Raw genomic sequence first — 16,595 nt, 5'->3', positions numbered from 1 at the left:
CTTCGTGCCCCGTACCGTTGCCCGAGTCATCGTCGACGCCCTGAGCGAACTGGGCGTGCGCCAGGTGTTCGGCGTCGTGGGAGACGCTCTCAACCCGCTGACGGACGCGATCCGCACCACCGACGGCCTGGAGTGGGTGGGCTGCCGGCACGAGGAGGCGGCGGCCTTCGCCGCGAGCGCCCAGTCGCAGCTCACCGACACCCTCGGCGTGTGCATGGGCACCGTCGGCCCCGGCTCCGTACACCTCCTCAACGGGCTGTACGACGCGGCCAAGAGCCACACCCCGGTGCTGGCCATAGCCGGCCAGGTGCCCCTCGCCGAACTCGGCAGCGACTATTTCCAGGAGGTCGACAACGACGCCCTGTTCAGCGACGTGGCCGTCTTCCGCGCGACCGTCACCTCGCCCGACCAACTGCCGCAGATGCTGGAGACGGCGGTGCGCCACGCGCTGGGCCGCAAGGGCGTCGCCGTCCTCACCGTGCCCGGCGACCTGGGCGAGCGTGACCTGACCGCCGACCGGCCGGCCCGGTTCTCCCTGAACGCCCCGGTGAGCCGCCCGGAGGAGTCCGCCGTCCGCCGCGCGGCGGACATCCTCGACCGGTCCGAACGCGTCACTCTGCTCGTCGGGGCAGGGGCCCGGGCCGCCCGGCAGGACGTTCTCACCCTCGCCGACCGACTGGCCGCGCCCATGGTGCTCACCCTGAAGGCCAAGGCCGGTTTCGAGGGCGACACCAATCCCTTCCAGGTCGGGCAGACCGGTCTGATCGGCAATCCCGCCGCGGCCGAGGCCCTACAGGACGCGGACACCCTGCTGCTCCTCGGCACGGACTTCCCCTACCGGGACTGGTATCCCGACGGCCGGACCGTGATCCAGGTGGACACCGAGGCGACCCACATCGGACGCCGGGTGCCGGTCGAGGTGGGACTGGTAGGGGACACCGGCGCCACCGTACGCGACCTCCTCGCCCGTCTCACCGCCCCGCCCGCCGGGTCCGGCGGCGCACGCGACCGCTCGCATCTGGAGAAGGCGCGCGAACGCTTCGAGAAGTGGCGCGCCGGTCAGGCCCGGCTCGCCGACCCCTCGCACGACAAGGGTGTGGTGGGCCGCATCCGCTCCGCGCTGGACAACCGTGACCACGACATCCGCCCGGAGGTGCTGGCCGCGGCCGTCGACCGCGCCGCTGCGGACGACGCCGTCTTCACCTCGGACACGGGCATGGCCACGGTGTGGCTCTCACGGTTCGTCGAGATGCGCGGCGAGCGGCGCCTCATCGGCTCCTACAACCTGGGTTCGATGGCCAACGCCATGCCCCAGGCCCTGGGCGCCCAGGCCCTGGACCGCGAGCGACAGGTCGTCGCCTTCTGCGGCGACGGCGGACTGAGCATGCTCCTCGGCGACCTCATGACCCTGAAGACGTACCGGCTCCCCGTCAAACTCGTCGTGTTCGACAACCGCCGGCTGGGCATGGTGAAGCTCGAGCAGGAGCAGGCCGGCCTGCCCGAGTTCGGTACGGTGCTCGACAACCCCGACTTCGCCGCCGTCGCCGAGGCCATGGGCATCACCGGCATCCGCGTGACGGATCCCGCCGATGTGGACGACGCCGTCCGACGCGCCTTCGACAGCCCGGGGCCGGCACTGCTCGACGTGCTCACCAACCCCGACGAGATCGCCGTACCGGCCAAACCGACCGTCGAACAGGGCTGGGGATTCGCCCTGGCCAAGGTGAAGGAAATCGTACGCAGTCATGGAGAGCCGAGCGGAAACTGACGGCGCTGGAGCCGGCCGTACCCGCCCGACCATCCGTCCGACAGCCGGGTACGACCGGGATGTGCCTGCCGGCAGAGCCGGCCCGCGTCACATGACGACGGGCCGTCGGCAGCGGCCGGCTTCCGTCAGCCGGCGGGCTCCTCCGCCACCGTCGTGTACCGGTGCCGTGCCCACAGCGGCAGCGCGACCCAGCACGCGAGGTACCAGGCCACCACCGTGCCCACCAGCCAGGGTACGAAGCCGTCGTGCGTGGCCACCCTGAGGATCAGGAACAGGGCGGAGGTGAGCGTGGCGACCAGCAGCGCCAGCCCGATGAAGATGAGCCGCGCCGCCCAGCGCACCGCCTGCGCCTTGATGCTGCGGCCGGAGATCAGCCGGTGGAACGGGACGGGCGCGATGAGGGCGCCGGTCGCCGTCGCGCCCAGGACGACCGTCGTGATGTAGATGAACCGGTCCGCGTGCGACAGGTGCCCGAAAGCCGGGGTGAACGCCACGCTCAGCAGGAAACCGAAGAGGATCTGGACGCCGGTCTGCGCGACCCGGATCTCCTGCATCAGCTCGTTCCACCGCCGGTCGGCCCGCTCGGCCTCGGACTCCTCCCGCTGTGCCTGTTCAGCGCCCTTCCCCTGCCTCGCCGCCGGTCTCGCGTCCGCAACCCCGCTGTCCGCCACGACCCCTCCCGGTGTGCTCGTCCGTATGGGCGAGCGGATACCCCCGTTCGCCGCCGCCGTGCACCCCGAATTGACTTTTCCTTGACCTCGCGTTGAACGGCGCCATACATGGGACTCCGCGCTCGCGGCGTACGTCAGCGGGCGGCGGTGTACTCGTCGTCGGTCACGGGGTTCAGCCAGTGCACGACGTCGTGGTCGTGGTCGCCCTCGTTGATGGCGAGGTGGACCATGAGCCGGTTCGGGGCGGCGCCGTGCCAGTGCTCCTCGTCGGCCTCGAACAGGACGCGGTCGCCGGGGCGGATGACCTCCACCGGTCCGCCCCGGCGTTGGCACAGGCCGACGCCTTCGGTGACGAAGACGGTCTGGCCCAGTGGGTGGCGATGCCAGTGGGTGCGGGCGCCGGGCATGAAGTGCACCAGGGAGGCGGTGACGCGGGAGGGGGCCGGCGCGGCGGCGACGGGGTCGATGTAGACGTCGCCGGTGAACCAGTCGGCCGGGCCTTTGACGGTGTCGATCGAGCTGCGGGTGATCTGCACGAGGTGCTCCTTGTCCGGTGCGGGGGTCAGGGCGTGAGGAGGGTCTTGATGGCGCGGCGCTCGTCCATCGCCCGGTAGCCCTCGGCGACCTGGTCCAGGGGCAGGGTGAGGTCGAAGACCTTGCCCGGGTCGATGCGGCGGGCCAGAACGCGGTCGATCAGGTCGGGCAGGTAGCGGCGCACGGGGGCGGGGCCGCCGCGCAGGCCGACGTGGGAGAAGAACAGTTCCTGGCCGTCGACCGCGACGTCGTGGGGGACGCCGACGAAGCCGACGTTGCCTCCGGGGCGGGCGGAGTGAAGGGCCTGGCTCATGGCCTGGGCGGTGCCGACGCACTCCAGGACGCTGTCGGCGCCGATCCCGCCGGTCAGCTCCTTGATCTTCTCGACTCCTTCCTCGCCGCGTTCGGTGACGATGTCGGTGGCGCCGAACTGGCGGGCGAGCTTCTGCCGGGGCTCGTGCCGGGACATGGCGATGATCCGCTCGGCGCCCATCTCCTTGGCCGCGATCACCGCGCACAGGCCGACCGCGCCGTCTCCCACGACCACGGCGGTGGAGCCGGGCGTGACCTCGGAGGCATCCGCGGCCCACCAGCCGGTGCCCATCACGTCGGACACGGCCAGCAGGCCCGGCCACAACTCCTCGCCCGGCACCTCGTCGGTGGCGACCAGGGTGCCCTGGGCGTTGGGGATGCGCACGTAGTCGGCCTGGCAGGTGGACATGAACTCGCGGTGGAGGCAGTTGGACTGGAAGCCGTTCCGGCAGTTCGCGCACGTGTTGTCGGAGGTCGCGAAGGAGCCGACGACGAACTGGCCGGGCTTCACCGAGGTGACCTCGGATCCGACTTCCTCGACGAAGCCGACGTATTCGTGGCCCATGGGGTGCGGGTCGCCGATCGGTTCGGCACCGCGGTAGGGCCACAGGTCGGAGCCGCACACGCAGGTGACTGCCGTGCGGATGATCGCGTCGGTGGGGTGGAGCAGCTTCGGGTCGTCCAGGGACTCGAAGCGGACGTCGCCGGGGGCGTGAATGACTGCGCCGCGCATGAGAGAAGCTTCCTTCGCGTGCCGAGGCGTGCGGTCCCGGGTGCCGGGGTCGTCGCCGAGTGCAGGGCCAGGTGCACCGTCCCGTCGTCATGACCGGGCGATGAGCACCACGTCATCCAGGTAACCCGCTCCTCGCGCGGACAGCGAGACACCATCAAGGGGTGTACTGCCAGTACATCCCTCCGGGCGCGGGCGGGACGTACCGTCGAAGGCGTGGACAACCAGGAAGAGGTCCGTGAGTTCCTGACCTCGCGGCGAGCGAAGATCAGCCCCGAGCGGGCCGGCCTGCCGTCCGGGAATCGCCGGCGGGTGCCGGGCCTGCGCCGCAGTGAGGTCGCCGCGCTCGCCGATGTGAGCGTGGAGTACTACGCCAAGCTGGAGCGCGGCAACCTCGCCGGTGCGTCCCCCGCCGTCCTCGAAGCCGTCGCCCGCGCCCTCCAGCTCGACGACGCCGAACGCGCCCACCTGCTGAACCTGGCGCAGGCCGCCGACGGCTCCGACGCCCTCGCACGCCCCCGGCGCCGCGCCGCGCAGTGGAAGGCGCACCCAAGCCTGCAGTGGGTTCTGGACGCCGTCACCGCCGGACCGGCCTTCGTCCGCAACGGCCGTATGGACCTGCTCGCCACCAACCAGCTCGCCCGCGCCTTCTACGACGACGTCTACGCCACCCGCGGCAACCAGGCGAACCTGGCCCGCTTCCAGTTCCTCGACCCCGCGTCACGGCGCTTCTATCCCGACTGGGACCAGGCCGCCGACATCGCCGTGGCCATCCTGCGCACCGAAGCCGGCCGCAGCCCCCACGACAAGGGCCTGCACGACCTGGTCGGCGAGCTGTCCACCCGCAGCGACGACTTCCGCACCCGCTGGGGCGCCCACAACGTCCGCCGGCACGGCACCGGCACCAAACGCTTCCACCATCACAGCGTCGGCGACCTCACCCTCGCCTACGAAGGCCTCGAGATGGCCGCCGCGCCCGGTCTCACCCTCACGATCTACACCGCCGAACCCGGCTCGTCCCACGAAGAAGGCCTACGCCTCCTGGCCTCCTGGGCCGCCACCCAGAACGTCGGCTCGCCCGCGCAGCAGGGCGCAGACTGATCCCCACCTGGTTCCAGGGCATGCCGCCGGGCGCATCGCGGGCGACGCCCTTGAGCGCACGACGGCCGCGCATCCTGGTCCACGCCGGAATTGCACCGGTGCGCCCACCGGCCCGTGCCCAACAGCGCCACGTGCGCGCGCAGGTGGTCGACGACGGCCAGGCCGTCGTCGTTCGCTGCGTTCAGGATCGCAACACGGTGACCGTGCCCCTGGCGGCGATCTGTTCCCCGGCCTTGACGAGGAAGCGCGAGGCGCCGCCCTCGGCCACCACCTCTACGACTGCCCCTCGGCTTGGCACCGGCGCGTCGAGTCGTACTGCGATGCCGGCCACGGCGGACGGCAACGCCCCTCGGTACAGCAGCGTCGCCTGCCGTCCGGCTTCCATGACAGCGAGCGCCGGCAGCAGGGCGGGCCGGCCCGGGAGGAGCACCGGGTGCCCAGGGTCGCAGGGGGCGATCACGAGTCGCCCTTGTGGTCCGCGGGCGAGCAGCACGTCCGGCTCGGCCGACGCTCCGACGGCGGCCGGGACGGGACGCAGCAGGCCCGGACACGGCGTGGGGGTCACCTCCGGGCGAGGGCCTGAAGGGTGGGCCAACGTCATGCCGCAGGCGCCGAAACGCGTGCCGGCGTGAAAGAACTCGGCCGTCAGGCGGTACGCGACGACAGTACCCACTCGTACGACGAGATCGCTGACCGTGACGTGCACCAGCACGTCCGACGCGGCGCCGCGCTCGACCGGTTGTGCTCTCGGGTCCACTCCCAGGCTCACCGAGACGGGTTGGAGCCGGTTGGCATCCGCCCTTGTGAGATGCCGCAACTCCAGGGCGGCAGCGATCTGGCGGGCGGACTCGGCCATGAGCAGGGGATGGTGCGTCACCGCGAGTGCCCGCTCGTTCAGAGCATGCCATCGAGGCCACTGGCACAGCGCTTCGAAGAAGCGGCTTCCCCGTCGACTCAGAGATTCGACCAGCGCCGCCGACATCGACTGGAGCCCCAGCTCGCGCCATGTCGGCGGCCCGCCCCGTCCCATGTCCCGCTCGGCCGAAGCGTCCTCGATTCCACTGTCGAGCAGCTCGGTCACCGAGATCGTCTCCATCGTCACCATGTCCCGCGTCAGCACCTTCTCGGTCGGGGGGCGCGCTTCCGCAGATCGCAGACGCAGCCCGGACGGGGTATTGAGCGATGCGGCCCCGTCGGTCAGTGGTCGGCCGCCGCGACGTCGCTGCGCTCGTAGTTGGCCAGTGCCAGCCCGAGGGCGAAGAAGGTGGGTGCCCACTCCCCCACGAAGATGCCCCAGCGGTCGGCCCGTTCGAGGTTCTCCTGCTTGTTGGACGCCAGCCAGGAGACGAGCGAAAGGCCGATGGAGCCGAAGGCCGCGGCGTAGGCGTGTTCACTCTGGAGGCCCGCATCGTGCAACTTCTTTACGATCATCACTTTCCCTCTCGCTTCGGACTGTTGATTCGTTTTGGCGTGCTTTCAACCCTTTCCGGTTCTGCGGCGTCCTCGGATGCGAGGGCTTCGCGCCCGCGCTCTTCTCCGCGTCCGGTCCTCCGCGACGTCGCGGAGGACCGGACGCGCTGCCGCCTGCCGCAGCCCCGCGGCCACGCGCGGTGCGGGGCGGGCGTGTGACGGCGGCCGGGCGCCGTGGCCGGCGGGCACAGCTCACGGATCGGCACTCGCGGCCGGGCGGAGGGGCCGGCCCGGGTTGCCCCGGCCGGCCCCTCCGCCGCATCCAGGGATCGTTCGCCTGCCGAAAAGGGGGGTGAGTCGTCCGATGCCCCGGCCCTCGGGGACACGGGAGGTGTGGCATGGTCATCAGCCGTGCGGGGATCCTGGTTCCCGGCGCAACGGGAGTACTCGGCTCCGCCCTGGCTCTGCGGTTGCACGAGCAGGGTGCCGCCGTGGCCGTGGCCGGCCGCGACCGCGAAGGGCTCGCCCGCGTGTCCCGGGCCTGCGCAGACGCCCCCGCCCAGGCTTTCGACGCCTACGACCTAGAGCAGTGCGCACGCACGGTGACCTGGGCCGCAGGGGAACTCGGCCGCCTCGACGCGGTCGTCGTCTGCGTCGGCGTTGCCGCCTTCGGACCGGCCGAGTCGGTGAGCGACGCGGTGGCCGAGCACCTGTTCACGGTCAATACGCTGGCCCCCCTGGCGTTCCTGCGAGCCGCCCTGGCCGTCGTCGAGCCGGGCGGCGTGATCGCGGCGATCACGGGCGTCGTCGCCGACTCGTCCCCGGCAGGCATGGCCGACTACTCCGCGTCGAAGGCGGGACTCGCGGCATGGCTGCGCGGGGTCCGGCGTGAGCAGCGGGCGTCCGGAGTCACGGTGCTGGAGATCCGTCTGCCCCATGTGGAGACGGGCTTCACCGGCCGAGCCGTTCTGGGAACACCTCCCGCGCTGCCTGCGGGGCTGTCCGTCGCCGAGGCGGTGGACGCGATCGCCGCCGCGCTCTCGGCCGGCGCCCGCGTGGTGAAGCCGGGCCGTGACGCGCCGCTCGACGCCGAGCGGTAGGGCGGGCGGCCGAGGAACCGCCGTGCCCGACGGCAAGGCGCCCCGCCGGTCCCACCGGTCCCACCGGATCCTGCATCCCGTGGAGCCGGTGACCCCTCGCGCGCCGCGGGAGTTGCGGCGGATGCTGTTCCGGCAGAACTGGCGCGACCTGGTGTTCCTGCACTGGCCCGCGGACCCGTTCCAGGTGGCCGGGCTCCTGCCGTCGGGAACCGTCCCCGACCTCCACAACGGCCGTACGTACGTCGGCCTGGTCTTCTTCCGTATGCGCGATCTCGCCATCGGCGGTACCCCGGCGATCCCGTACTTCGGGTCCTTCGACGAGGTCAACGTGCGTCTCTACAGCCGGGACGCACTGGGGCGGCGCGGAGTGGTGTTCCGTTCGCTGGAATGCGACCGGCTAGTGCCCGTCCTGGCCGCCGACGCGTCCTTCCGGCTTCCGTACCGGTGGTCCCGTATCCACAGCCAGTGGTTCGACAACCGCCTGCTGTACCGGAGCAGCCGGCGCGGAACACCGGAGGCCGCGGCCCACGTGTGGCTCGAGGTGTCCGGCGCACCCCTGGCTCCCGACCCCCTCGAGGAGTTCCTCACGAACCGATGGGGACTGCACGGGCACGCCTTCGGGCGCTCCTACTACCTTCCCAACACTCACCCGCAGTGGTCCTTCTGCCGCTGCAACCTGCTGGGATGGGACGACTCGCTCATCGCGGCGGCGGGCCTGTCCCGGCCTGGGGAGGCACCGGTCAGCGTGTTGTACGCGCCCGGCGTGCCGGTCCGGTTCGGAACGCCGATGTCGCTGCCCGACACCTGATGCCCTGCGCACCAGGGGCCGTCAGGCCTGCGTGCCGGGCGCCCGCTCCCCCCTGACCACGGGCCGGGGCGCACCTCCCCCGGTACCCATGCTCACGGGCCTTGCCGACGGCTCGGTGACCCGTGCCGCGGGCGTGTCCGGCAAGGGCGGAGGGCGCCGCCGTAGGACATGAGGACCGCCCGTGAAGCGGCCATCAATACGACGCACAGTCGATGCAAGTTGCCCGCTGCATCGATTTTTCGGAGGGTGACAGAGCCGGATTCGCACCGCGTGAAACCGATGCGCCAGACATGGCGGACGGGACGGCCCTGCGGTGGTCGTGCCCTTCGCCGACACGGCGCGGCACGTCCAGCCCTGTTCGAGGAGCAGCCGTCATGACCGCACAGCATCTGACCGGGCAGCCTCTCAAGGATGCTCCGCACACGGCTCCCGTTGGGGAGTCCCTCGACGAGGAGCACCTGGCCGCCGCTTTCGCCGAAGGCGACGAGCAGGCTCTGTCCGGGGCCTATCACCGATGGGGCCGACTGGTGTACGCCCTGGCCCTGCGTTCCCTGGGCGACGCGGCCGAGGCGGAGGACGTCACCCAGGTGGTGTTCCTCGCCGCCTGGCGGGGCCGGGCCGGCTTCGCGCCCGAGCGGGGCGCCCTGGCGGCGTGGCTCGTCGGCATCACCCGACGCAAGATCGCCGACGCGCTGCACGCCCGGACACGCCGGGCCGACCTGGTGGCGGCGGCCGGGGCCGTCGTATCCACGCAGGATCGTTCCGGCGAACCCGACGCGGTACTGGACCGCGTACTGATCCGCCAGGAGCTGTCCAAACTCCCCGCGACTCAGCGGCGCGTGCTCAGCCTCGCCTACTACAACGACCTGACACAGACCCAGATCGCCGAGGTCACCGGCTTGCCGCTCGGAACGGTCAAGAGCCACACCCGTCGCGGGCTGCACGGGCTGAACCGTCACCTCCAGGACATGGCAGGGAACAGCTCCCGGTCGTGACCCTTCAAGCAGACGCGTAGCCCCGCCGACGTACCGGACCTCGGGCCGCGCAACGTCCGCCGTGCGCACAGGGTCTCTCGCGCGGAACGCCTGCTCGCCGCGCCTGCCGAATGCTTCGGCTCCAGGCTCAGCCGGCTGATCCCGCCGCCTCAGGAAACGATGCAACATACTGGGTTCGTGATGTGATCAGTCGGGGGGGTGCCGCGGTGGCCGCGGAAGTTGTCGTCAGGACCGGGCTCGGGTACGGGGCCGACGGCCGGCTCATGGACGTCTATCGCCCCGCGGGCGCGTCGAACCCCGTGCCCGCGGTGCTGCTCTGGCACGGCCGGGGCCCGGACGAGCGGGACGTCCTCGCACCGGTCGCCCGCGCCGCGGCGGAGCTGGGCGTCATCGTTCTGGTGCCGGACTGGCGTCCCGACGCGTCGGACGGCGGACGAACGCACCTGAGGAAGTCGGCCGCCTTCGCCCGGCAGAACGTGGCCGACTTCGGCGGTGATCCCGAACGGATCGTGCTCGCCGGCTGGTCGCTGGGCGGCAAGGCCGCGGTGGGTGTCGCCCTCAATCCCGTGGCGTTCGGCGGCTGGAGGCCGCAGGCGGTCGTGGGAATCGCGGGTTCGTACGCATCGACGGCACCGAGCACGGGCACCGTCCCGATCGAGGACCTCCGCCGGGGCGGCGGTCCGCTTCCGCCCGTTCCGGTATGGCTGGTGCATGGCACCGTCGATCCGGTGGTGGACGTCGAGCGTTCACGTGAGCTGCACTCGGCTCTCATGGACCAGGGCCGGCCGACGTCACTCGACGAGGTCGCGACCGACCACGCCGGCGTCATCATGACCGAGTACGTCCCCGAGCGGCATCGCTGTCTTCCCAGCACCGCCGCGCATGCCCTCGAGGCGGGTTCACGGACCGCCGACGTACTGGCCCGCGCCGCCGGAATCACCGCTCAGCACGCCGGCCGTCGATCGTGATCGGTCGACCGGCTCGGCTCGGCTCGGCTCGGCTCGGCTCGGCTGCGAACGCCTTCTCACGCACCAGGGTGCGGCGGCAGGGCGAGCCAGGCCGCCCAGGAGATGTCGCGGCCGATGAAGCGCGGCTGCCCGAACGGCCAATCCGCGGCGATCCATTGCGGTACCAGCGCGTCCAGCGCCTGTTCGACCTTGCCGCCCACCAGCTCGTCCACGACCCACCAGGAGATCTCACCGTCCGCGCCGGCCTTCTCCGGCGGGTCGATGTAGACGCAGCCGAGGAGCGCGGTCTCCGCCGCGTCGAACAGCGCGTAGTTGAAGGACTGGTGCGCGGCGATCTCCTTCTCGTGCCGCAACAGGTCGGCCTGGTCGGCCTCGTAGGTCATGGTCGCTGCGGGCCAGCCCCAGGCCGGGCCGAAGATGGTCCACAGCCGCTCGCGCGAGCCCATCACGGCCGGATAGTCGAGCGGAGTGTCCGCCTCCCGGATCGGCCGCAGGTGATGGCCGGTCAACAGCGGTACCAGGACAGGGTGTACGAAGTCATCGGGAAGCCAGCTCATGGCGCCCGACCGTAGCACCGCACGGGCGTCCACCCTCCTGGATTTTCGCCGTACCGGCGCCCTGACCGGCATCACGGCGAACCCAGCCTGACCGCACCGGAGTCAGCAGGCACGCGAGCCGACCTTCACGTCTCCGTGGGCTCCTGATCGTCGAGTTCCTGCTCCGGCTCCGGCTCCTGCTCCGGCTCCTGCTCCGGCTCCTGCTCCTGCGCCCAGGTGGTCGCCCATTCGTCGAGCGGGCGCAGGGCGTGCCCGAGTGCCGTCCCCAGCCGAGTGAGCTCGTAGCCGTCGGCCGAGGGGGAGATGATCCCGCTCGCCGTGAGTTCACGGAGCCGCTGGTAGAGGACGCTGGACGACAGCCCTTCGCACCGTGCCAGCAGGGCGCGGGCGCCGAGCGGACCCGCCCGCAGTTCCCAGAGGATGCGCAGCGCCCACCGACGGCCGAACAGGTCCATCGCGGCCATGAGGGGACGGCCGGTCGTCGATCCACGAACCGGTGTTCCTGGGCGCGGTGCCGGCATGCCTCTCCTCGTCCTTGTGTTTCGTTATTCGAAACACTAGCATCCGACCTGCTCGGCGTTTCTGATTTCGAAACGAAACGAACCCGACGGGAGAGCCGATGTCGCGGATAGCCCCGCTGGACCCGCCGTACACCGACCGGGCCGGCGCACTGCTCGCGCGCATGATGCCCGGGGAGGCCCCGCCGATCGGGCTGTTCCGGATGTTCGCCAGGAACATCCCCATGGCCGAGGCCATGCACGGATGGGGTCGCTACGAGTTGGGCAGACAGCTGACCCTGACCATGCGGGAACGCGAGATCGTCATCGACCGGACGTGCGCGCTGTGCGGCTGCGAGTACGAGTGGGGCGTGCACATGATGACGTTCGCCGAGCGGGTCGGACTCACCCGCGAGCAGGCGGCATCCCTGGCGCACGGCGGCCCCGCCGACGAGTGCTGGACGTCCGAGAGGGAACGGCTGCTCATCCTCGCCGTCGATGCGCTGCACGAGCGTTCCGACATCGACGACGCGCTGTGGACACGGCTCGTGCCGGTCTTCGACGAGGTCCAGTTGCTCGATCTGCTTCTGCTGTGCGGGTGGTACCACGCCGTCAGCTTCGCCGCGCGCGCCGCACGTGTGCCGAACGAACCCGGCGCGCCTGGCTTCGCCGACTTCCTCCCCATCGCCCCCCGGACCGACCGATGAGCACCGCCGGGGAGCACTCCGAGGCGCGACTTCGCCGACGCCGCCGCCTTGGCCCCGGCGCGGGCGTCGCACGCGGCCGGCGGGTGGCGGCCGATGTCGCCGACTACGCCACCGGCGGTGCGGTCGTCATCCACTGTCCGATGCGGGACGGCACCCGTTGAGGCAGGCCGGTACGCTCCGGGACGCGTTCGGCCGGCCTTTCGGCCAGGTCCGGCCACCGACGGACGCCGTTCGCGGTTGCCGGTTCGTCGATCGTCGAAGGTGGGCCGATGTCCTGGCCTGACGTCACGGTGGTCGATGCGTGCGTACGGCGTGACGGCCGGGGCGGCAGCCCCACGGCCGTCACCGACGACGACCCGGCCGCGACGGACGCGGACCGGCGTGCGGTCGCTGCCGCGGCCGGGGCCTCGCACGCGGCGTTCCTCGGCCCGGGGCGGACACCGGACGGTGGCCGGCCGGTCCGGTTCTTCACCGCCACCGCCGAACTGTCGGGCTGCGGTCACGGCACCGTTGCCGCGCAGGCCGTCCGGTTGACCCGCACCGCACTGGCCGAGCTGAACGACCGCCAGCACACCGGCGGCCGCACGTTCGACACCTTCGCGATCCGCCGCGCCGCCGGAATCGAGGTGTGGTTCGACCAGGGCCTCGTCGCGCTACGCCACCCGGCACCGGATGAGCGCGCCGCGATCGTCACCGCGCTCGGGCTCACCACGGACGATCCGCATCCGACCGACGCGCCACGGATCGCCGCGCCCGGCGCACCACGCATGCTGGTACCGGTCCACGACCGGTCGGCGCTGCTCCGAGCCCGCCCACACCTCGGCAGGCTGGCAGAGGCGTGCCGACGGTACGGGCTCCTCGGCTGCTTCGTGTACGTACCCCCGGTGGGCGACCGACCGGGTGCGGCGCGGATGTTCGCGCCGGCGATCGGTGTCGACGAGGACGTCGCCAACGCCAACAGCACGGGCTGTCTGGCCGCCCACCTGCTCGACACGACAGGGGCGCGGACGATCTCGATCGAGGTGGAGCAGGGCGACACGCTCGGCCGACCGGCCAGCGTGCTCGCTTCGGCCCGACGCGGGCCGGCGGGGATCACGACCCGGGTCGGCGGCTTGGCGATGGTCCGCGACTCCCACAAGCGGGTGTTCTGAGAGATCACGGACTCCCACCGGGCCGTGTCCGCATGCCCCTGATCTACCGGCGCACCTCGGCACTGGTCACCGCAGATCCCGGATCAGCCTCGCCAGGGCCGCGTCCACCTTGTTCTCGTCGAACTCCTCGGAGCCCACCAGCAGTGTCACGGAGCGCGAGCCGTTCCCGGTGACGGCGTTGCGCAGCTTGTGTCCGGTCTCCATGAAGCCGCTGTGGCCCCAGGTCACGAGCCCCTTCTGTTCGTAGCGCTCGACACCCAGGCCGTATCGGCCGCCCTCGCCGTCGGGCACGGTCCGCTTCATCTCGGCCAGTTGGGCCGCGGGCAGCAGCCGGCCACCCATCAGAGCGGTCCAGAAGGCGGTCACATCCGAGGCGGTGGAGATCAGCGCGCCGGAGGCGTCGGAGCCGGAGACGTTCCAGTCGGTCCAGTCACGCAGCTTTCCGCCGCGTTCGACGTAGGCCCGCAGCTCAGGGGACGGGAGCGTGGTGCGGTCGCCGGGCCAGGAGGTGTGCCGTAGGCCGAGGGGGCGGATGATCCGCCGTCGGATCTCGGTGGCGATGCTGTGCCCGGTGACTTTGCTGACGATCAGGCCGGCCAGGTTGTAGTTGGTGTTGGAGTACGAGAAACCGGAGGCGGGCCGGTCCGTGGGCGGGGGGAGCTCGAGAGCCTGCCGGACCGTCCACAGGGGCTCGAAGTGCTCCCAGCGATGGGCCGTTTCGTCGTTCCAGTAGGGAGCGTCCAGGTAGTCGGGCAGGCCGCTGGTGTGCTGCAGGAGCTGGCGTACGGTGATGCGGCGGCCGTCGTAGTGCTCGGTGCGGATGAGGCCGGGCAGGTAGTGGTCGACGCTGTCGTCGAGCCGGATGCGGCACTCGGCGGTGAGTTGCAGGACGACGGTGGCCACCCATGCCTTGGTGTCGCTGGCGATCCGGCTGTGCTCGTCGCCGGTGACCGGGCGATGGTTGAGGAGGTCGGCCATGCCGACACCGCCCTTCCAGGCGCCGCAGCGCCGGCTCTCGATCGCCATGCTGATGCCCGAGGCCCCGGCACCGCGCAGTGACTTCAGTGCCGACTGGAGCGGCCGGGTGTCGCACCGCGAGGTGACGGTGGTGGCGGAGACCGCGGGGGCGGCCAGCAACGAGGTCGAGACTGCCAGGGTCAGGGCCAGGGCCAGGCGCTTCGTGCGTCGCATGAAGTCCTTCTCCTCGGAAGGTCGGGATCGGGCTGTCTGTCGCCACGATCTCCGTCCCGGCGGGGCGCCCGGTATCCGCCGGGCCGCGGTCAGTCCCCCGCCGACCGGCGGGTGTCGTAGGGAATCCGCATCCGCACCCGGTATCCCCCGTCCGCGGCCGGTCCGGCCTCCAGGACACCGCCCAGCATCTCGGCGCGTTCCCGCAGTCCGATCAGGCCGTGCCCCGAGCCGGGCAGCGACAGTACGGAGCGGGTGGCGGCCGCATTGGTGACGGTCACCCCACAGGCGTCGGGGTCCTGCCACAGCCTTACGGCCGCGGTGGCGCCGGGTGCGTGCTTACGGATGTTGGTGAGTGCTTCCTGGACGCAGCGGTAGACCGCGCGCTGTGCCGGGGCGCCGAGGTCCGCGGGCAGGTCGCCGGTCAGCTCTGCCTCGATGCCGCCGGCCGCGACGAGCCGGTCGAGGTCGGTGAGGGTGGGCTGAGGGGTGAGCTCCGTCGTACGACCGCCGGAGACGCGCAGCAGGGCGACCATGTGGCGCAGTTCGTCGAGGGTGTCCACGCTCAGCGCCCGGATCGTGCGGGCACCCTCCCGGGTGCCGGGATCCTCGGCCGCCATCTGGAGCGCACCGGCCTGTACGGCGATCAGGCTGACCTGGTGCGAGACGACGTCATGCATCTCGCGTGCCAGTTGGGCGCGTTCGCGGGCAAGTTCCCTCTGGGCGTGCAGCAGTCGCTCGTGCTCGCGGGCTTCCTCGATCTCGGCGAGGCGGCGCCGCAGGTCCCGGCGGGCCTGGACGAGCCGGCCCAGCAGGACGGGTGAGGCGGCGGTGGCCAGGGTGTAGAAGAAGTTGACGGCGGTCCAGGTCCGCTCCCCCGAGAAGGCGTCACCCGGCGGCCAGGGCAGGACGGCGGCCAGCGCGAAGAGCAGCGCGCACAGGGTCAGCGGACGGCGGTCGCGAGCACGCTCGGCGAGCGTGAACAGCGCGGCGAACGGGGCGAACACGAGGTCCAGCGCGAGGGTGGCGGGGAGGGTGAGCAGAAAGACCCCGAGCGGGAAGCGGCGGCGTACCGCCAGCACGCCACAGGCCAGGACGGCCAGAGCGACCGCGACCGGTGAGGCGCGGCCCTCGTCCCACAGCGCCACCACGGCGTCAGCGACGGCAATTGCGACCACCAGCGCGTCCACACCCCGCGACCGCGCGACGGTCACCGCTTCGCCCCCTGATCCACGAGCAAGCCGGCTCGCTGGGCAAGCAGCGCGGCCTGCACCCGGCTGCCCACCCGAAGTTTGCCGAGGATCGTGCTGACATGGTCCTTCACCGTGCTCGGGCTCAGGTGAATTCGGGCCCCGATCTCGGCGTTGGACAGTCCCTCGGCGACCAGGACGAGCACCTGACGCTCCCGATCGGTGAGGTGCCCGACCCTTGCCACGCCCTCGTCCGCCTCCGGGTGCCCCCGAAGCACCGCGTGCGACGCCTTGGGCGACAGCACCACGCCGCCCGCGGCAAGGGTGCGCACCAACTGCGCCAACTGTTCCGGCTCGGTGTCCTTCAGCAGGAAGCCGGCCGCACCGCTGCGCAGGGCGGTCAGCACGTACTCGTCGGTGTCGAACGTGGTCAGCATGGCCACCACGGGCGGCTCGGGCAGCGCCCGCACGGCACGCAGCACGGTCAGCCCGTCGACGTCCGGCATCCGGATGTCGAGCAGCAAGACGTCCGGGCGCTCACGGCGCACCACCTCGACCGCCTCCGCACCCGCCGCGGTCGCGACGACGCGGACGTCGTCGGAAACACTCAGGATCAACTCGAACCCGGAACGGACGAGCGCCTCGTCGTCCACGACCACCACACGAATCACTCGAGACATCCACAGAGGCTACGCCGTCACGTCAGGGGCCCGGCAGGACAGGAGCCGGTCGACGGGGCGACCCCTGCCGACCGGTGGGGGCAAGTCCCCCGGGCGAGCGCGGCGCTCCCCGAGGCAAATGTGCAAGCGACGCGTCCCATTCAAGCGCCGCGTCACAGTGTGGAACTTGTGCGCCTGACCCGCCCTGCTCCGCTGAGGCTGACTTCGCAGAAGAGGACAGCCTCCGGG

19 protein-coding genes are annotated in these 16,595 nt (G+C 71.6%); 9 read left to right on the top strand and 10 right to left on the bottom strand.

Annotated features, from left to right (window positions below; genetic code table 11):
- Nucleotides 1-4: 4 nt before the first annotated feature.
- On the top strand, nucleotides 5-1,768 hold the full coding sequence (locus IO36_RS21315) for a thiamine pyrophosphate-dependent enzyme (RefSeq protein ID WP_037622233.1): 1,764 nt from the start codon (nucleotides 5-7) through the stop codon (nucleotides 1,766-1,768).
- A 125-nt stretch (nucleotides 1,769-1,893) separates the two neighbouring features.
- Here IO36_RS21315 and IO36_RS21310 read toward each other — a convergent pair whose 3' ends face one another.
- The 3 genes from IO36_RS21310 to IO36_RS21300 all read right to left on the bottom strand — a co-directional run bounded on the left by IO36_RS21310 (nucleotide 1,894) and on the right by IO36_RS21300 (nucleotide 4,018).
- Nucleotides 1,894-2,439 carry a DUF6328 family protein gene (locus IO36_RS21310; RefSeq protein ID WP_037622113.1) on the bottom strand — a complete coding sequence of 182 codons (546 nt, stop codon included), beginning with the start codon at nucleotides 2,437-2,439 and terminating at the stop codon, nucleotides 1,894-1,896.
- A gap of 134 nt (nucleotides 2,440-2,573) precedes the next feature.
- Nucleotides 2,574-2,975, bottom strand: coding sequence for a (R)-mandelonitrile lyase (locus tag IO36_RS21305; protein WP_037622112.1), 402 nt, complete (start codon nucleotides 2,973-2,975; stop codon nucleotides 2,574-2,576).
- Between the two features lie 26 nt (nucleotides 2,976-3,001).
- Entirely contained in the window at nucleotides 3,002-4,018 is a 1,017-nt protein-coding gene (locus IO36_RS21300; protein ID WP_037622111.1) for a zinc-dependent alcohol dehydrogenase family protein, read from the bottom strand.
- A gap of 213 nt (nucleotides 4,019-4,231) precedes the next feature.
- Here IO36_RS21300 and IO36_RS21295 point away from each other — a divergent pair, with 213 nt between their 5' ends.
- A complete protein-coding gene (locus IO36_RS21295; protein WP_037622110.1) occupies nucleotides 4,232-5,116 on the top strand; it encodes a helix-turn-helix transcriptional regulator in 885 nt (294 codons plus the stop codon).
- A gap of 181 nt (nucleotides 5,117-5,297) precedes the next feature.
- Here IO36_RS21295 and IO36_RS21290 read toward each other — a convergent pair whose 3' ends face one another.
- Both IO36_RS21290 and IO36_RS21285 read right to left on the bottom strand, forming a co-directional pair.
- Nucleotides 5,298-6,221, bottom strand: coding sequence for a hypothetical protein (locus tag IO36_RS21290; protein WP_051900800.1), 924 nt, complete (start codon nucleotides 6,219-6,221; stop codon nucleotides 5,298-5,300).
- 92 nt (nucleotides 6,222-6,313) lie between these two features.
- Nucleotides 6,314-6,547, bottom strand: a complete 234-nt coding sequence (locus IO36_RS21285) for a hypothetical protein (RefSeq protein ID WP_037622109.1) — start codon at nucleotides 6,545-6,547, stop codon at nucleotides 6,314-6,316.
- A gap of 377 nt (nucleotides 6,548-6,924) precedes the next feature.
- Between IO36_RS21285 and IO36_RS21280 the strand changes: the two genes are divergently transcribed.
- The 4 genes from IO36_RS21280 (at nucleotide 6,925) to IO36_RS21265 (ending at nucleotide 10,397) form a co-directional block, all read left to right on the top strand.
- The gene (locus IO36_RS21280; protein WP_037622108.1) at nucleotides 6,925-7,626 is read left to right on the top strand and encodes an SDR family NAD(P)-dependent oxidoreductase; all 702 of its coding nucleotides are present in this window, start codon (nucleotides 6,925-6,927) and stop codon (nucleotides 7,624-7,626) included.
- Between the two features lie 121 nt (nucleotides 7,627-7,747).
- Complete coding sequence (locus IO36_RS21275) at nucleotides 7,748-8,434, top strand: YqjF family protein (RefSeq protein WP_051900799.1); 687 nt, start codon at nucleotides 7,748-7,750, stop codon at nucleotides 8,432-8,434.
- Nucleotides 8,435-8,808: 374 nt separating this feature from the next.
- On the top strand, nucleotides 8,809-9,429 hold the full coding sequence (locus tag IO36_RS21270) for a sigma-70 family RNA polymerase sigma factor (protein WP_037622107.1): 621 nt from the start codon (nucleotides 8,809-8,811) through the stop codon (nucleotides 9,427-9,429).
- A 206-nt stretch (nucleotides 9,430-9,635) separates the two neighbouring features.
- A complete protein-coding gene (locus IO36_RS21265) occupies nucleotides 9,636-10,397 on the top strand; it encodes an alpha/beta hydrolase (RefSeq protein WP_037622230.1) in 762 nt (253 codons plus the stop codon).
- 56 nt (nucleotides 10,398-10,453) lie between these two features.
- Here IO36_RS21265 and IO36_RS21260 read toward each other — a convergent pair whose 3' ends face one another.
- Together IO36_RS21260 and IO36_RS21255 are read right to left on the bottom strand one after the other, a co-directional pair.
- Nucleotides 10,454-10,954, bottom strand: a complete 501-nt coding sequence (locus tag IO36_RS21260; RefSeq protein ID WP_037622106.1) for a GNAT family N-acetyltransferase — start codon at nucleotides 10,952-10,954, stop codon at nucleotides 10,454-10,456.
- 125 nt (nucleotides 10,955-11,079) lie between these two features.
- Nucleotides 11,080-11,418 (bottom strand): winged helix-turn-helix transcriptional regulator, encoded by a 339-nt coding sequence (locus tag IO36_RS21255; protein ID WP_245173388.1) that lies wholly within the window; start codon nucleotides 11,416-11,418, stop codon nucleotides 11,080-11,082.
- Nucleotides 11,419-11,573: 155 nt separating this feature from the next.
- Between IO36_RS21255 and IO36_RS21250 the strand changes: the two genes are divergently transcribed.
- From IO36_RS21250 to IO36_RS21245, 3 genes are all read left to right on the top strand, one after another.
- Nucleotides 11,574-12,158 carry a carboxymuconolactone decarboxylase family protein gene (locus IO36_RS21250; RefSeq protein ID WP_037622105.1) on the top strand — a complete coding sequence of 195 codons (585 nt, stop codon included), beginning with the start codon at nucleotides 11,574-11,576 and terminating at the stop codon, nucleotides 12,156-12,158.
- Nucleotides 12,155-12,319 carry a hypothetical protein gene (locus IO36_RS46030; protein ID WP_209441239.1) on the top strand — a complete coding sequence of 55 codons (165 nt, stop codon included), beginning with the start codon at nucleotides 12,155-12,157 and terminating at the stop codon, nucleotides 12,317-12,319. Before IO36_RS21250 ends, IO36_RS46030 begins: the two co-directional genes overlap by 4 nt.
- Nucleotides 12,320-12,427: 108 nt before the next feature.
- Complete coding sequence (locus tag IO36_RS21245) at nucleotides 12,428-13,309, top strand: PhzF family phenazine biosynthesis protein (protein ID WP_037622104.1); 882 nt, start codon at nucleotides 12,428-12,430, stop codon at nucleotides 13,307-13,309.
- A 66-nt stretch (nucleotides 13,310-13,375) separates the two neighbouring features.
- Here IO36_RS21245 and IO36_RS21240 read toward each other — a convergent pair whose 3' ends face one another.
- The 3 genes from IO36_RS21240 to IO36_RS21230 form a co-directional block, all read right to left on the bottom strand.
- Nucleotides 13,376-14,500 (bottom strand): serine hydrolase domain-containing protein, encoded by a 1,125-nt coding sequence (locus tag IO36_RS21240; RefSeq protein WP_245173387.1) that lies wholly within the window; start codon nucleotides 14,498-14,500, stop codon nucleotides 13,376-13,378.
- Between the two features lie 89 nt (nucleotides 14,501-14,589).
- Entirely contained in the window at nucleotides 14,590-15,711 is a 1,122-nt protein-coding gene (locus tag IO36_RS21235; protein ID WP_037622103.1) for a sensor histidine kinase, read from the bottom strand.
- The gene (locus IO36_RS21230) at nucleotides 15,708-16,367 is read right to left on the bottom strand and encodes a response regulator (RefSeq protein WP_078943351.1); all 660 of its coding nucleotides are present in this window, start codon (nucleotides 16,365-16,367) and stop codon (nucleotides 15,708-15,710) included. Before IO36_RS21230 ends, IO36_RS21235 begins: the two co-directional genes overlap by 4 nt.
- Nucleotides 16,368-16,595 lie beyond the last annotated feature (228 nt).

It is taken from the genome of Streptomyces aureus (assembly GCF_000725495.1).
Taxonomy (GTDB): domain Bacteria; phylum Actinomycetota; class Actinomycetes; order Streptomycetales; family Streptomycetaceae; genus Streptomyces; species Streptomyces aureus_B.
Note: the sequence above shows the minus strand (reverse complement) of the source record. Positions and strands in the feature narration are given on the sequence as shown.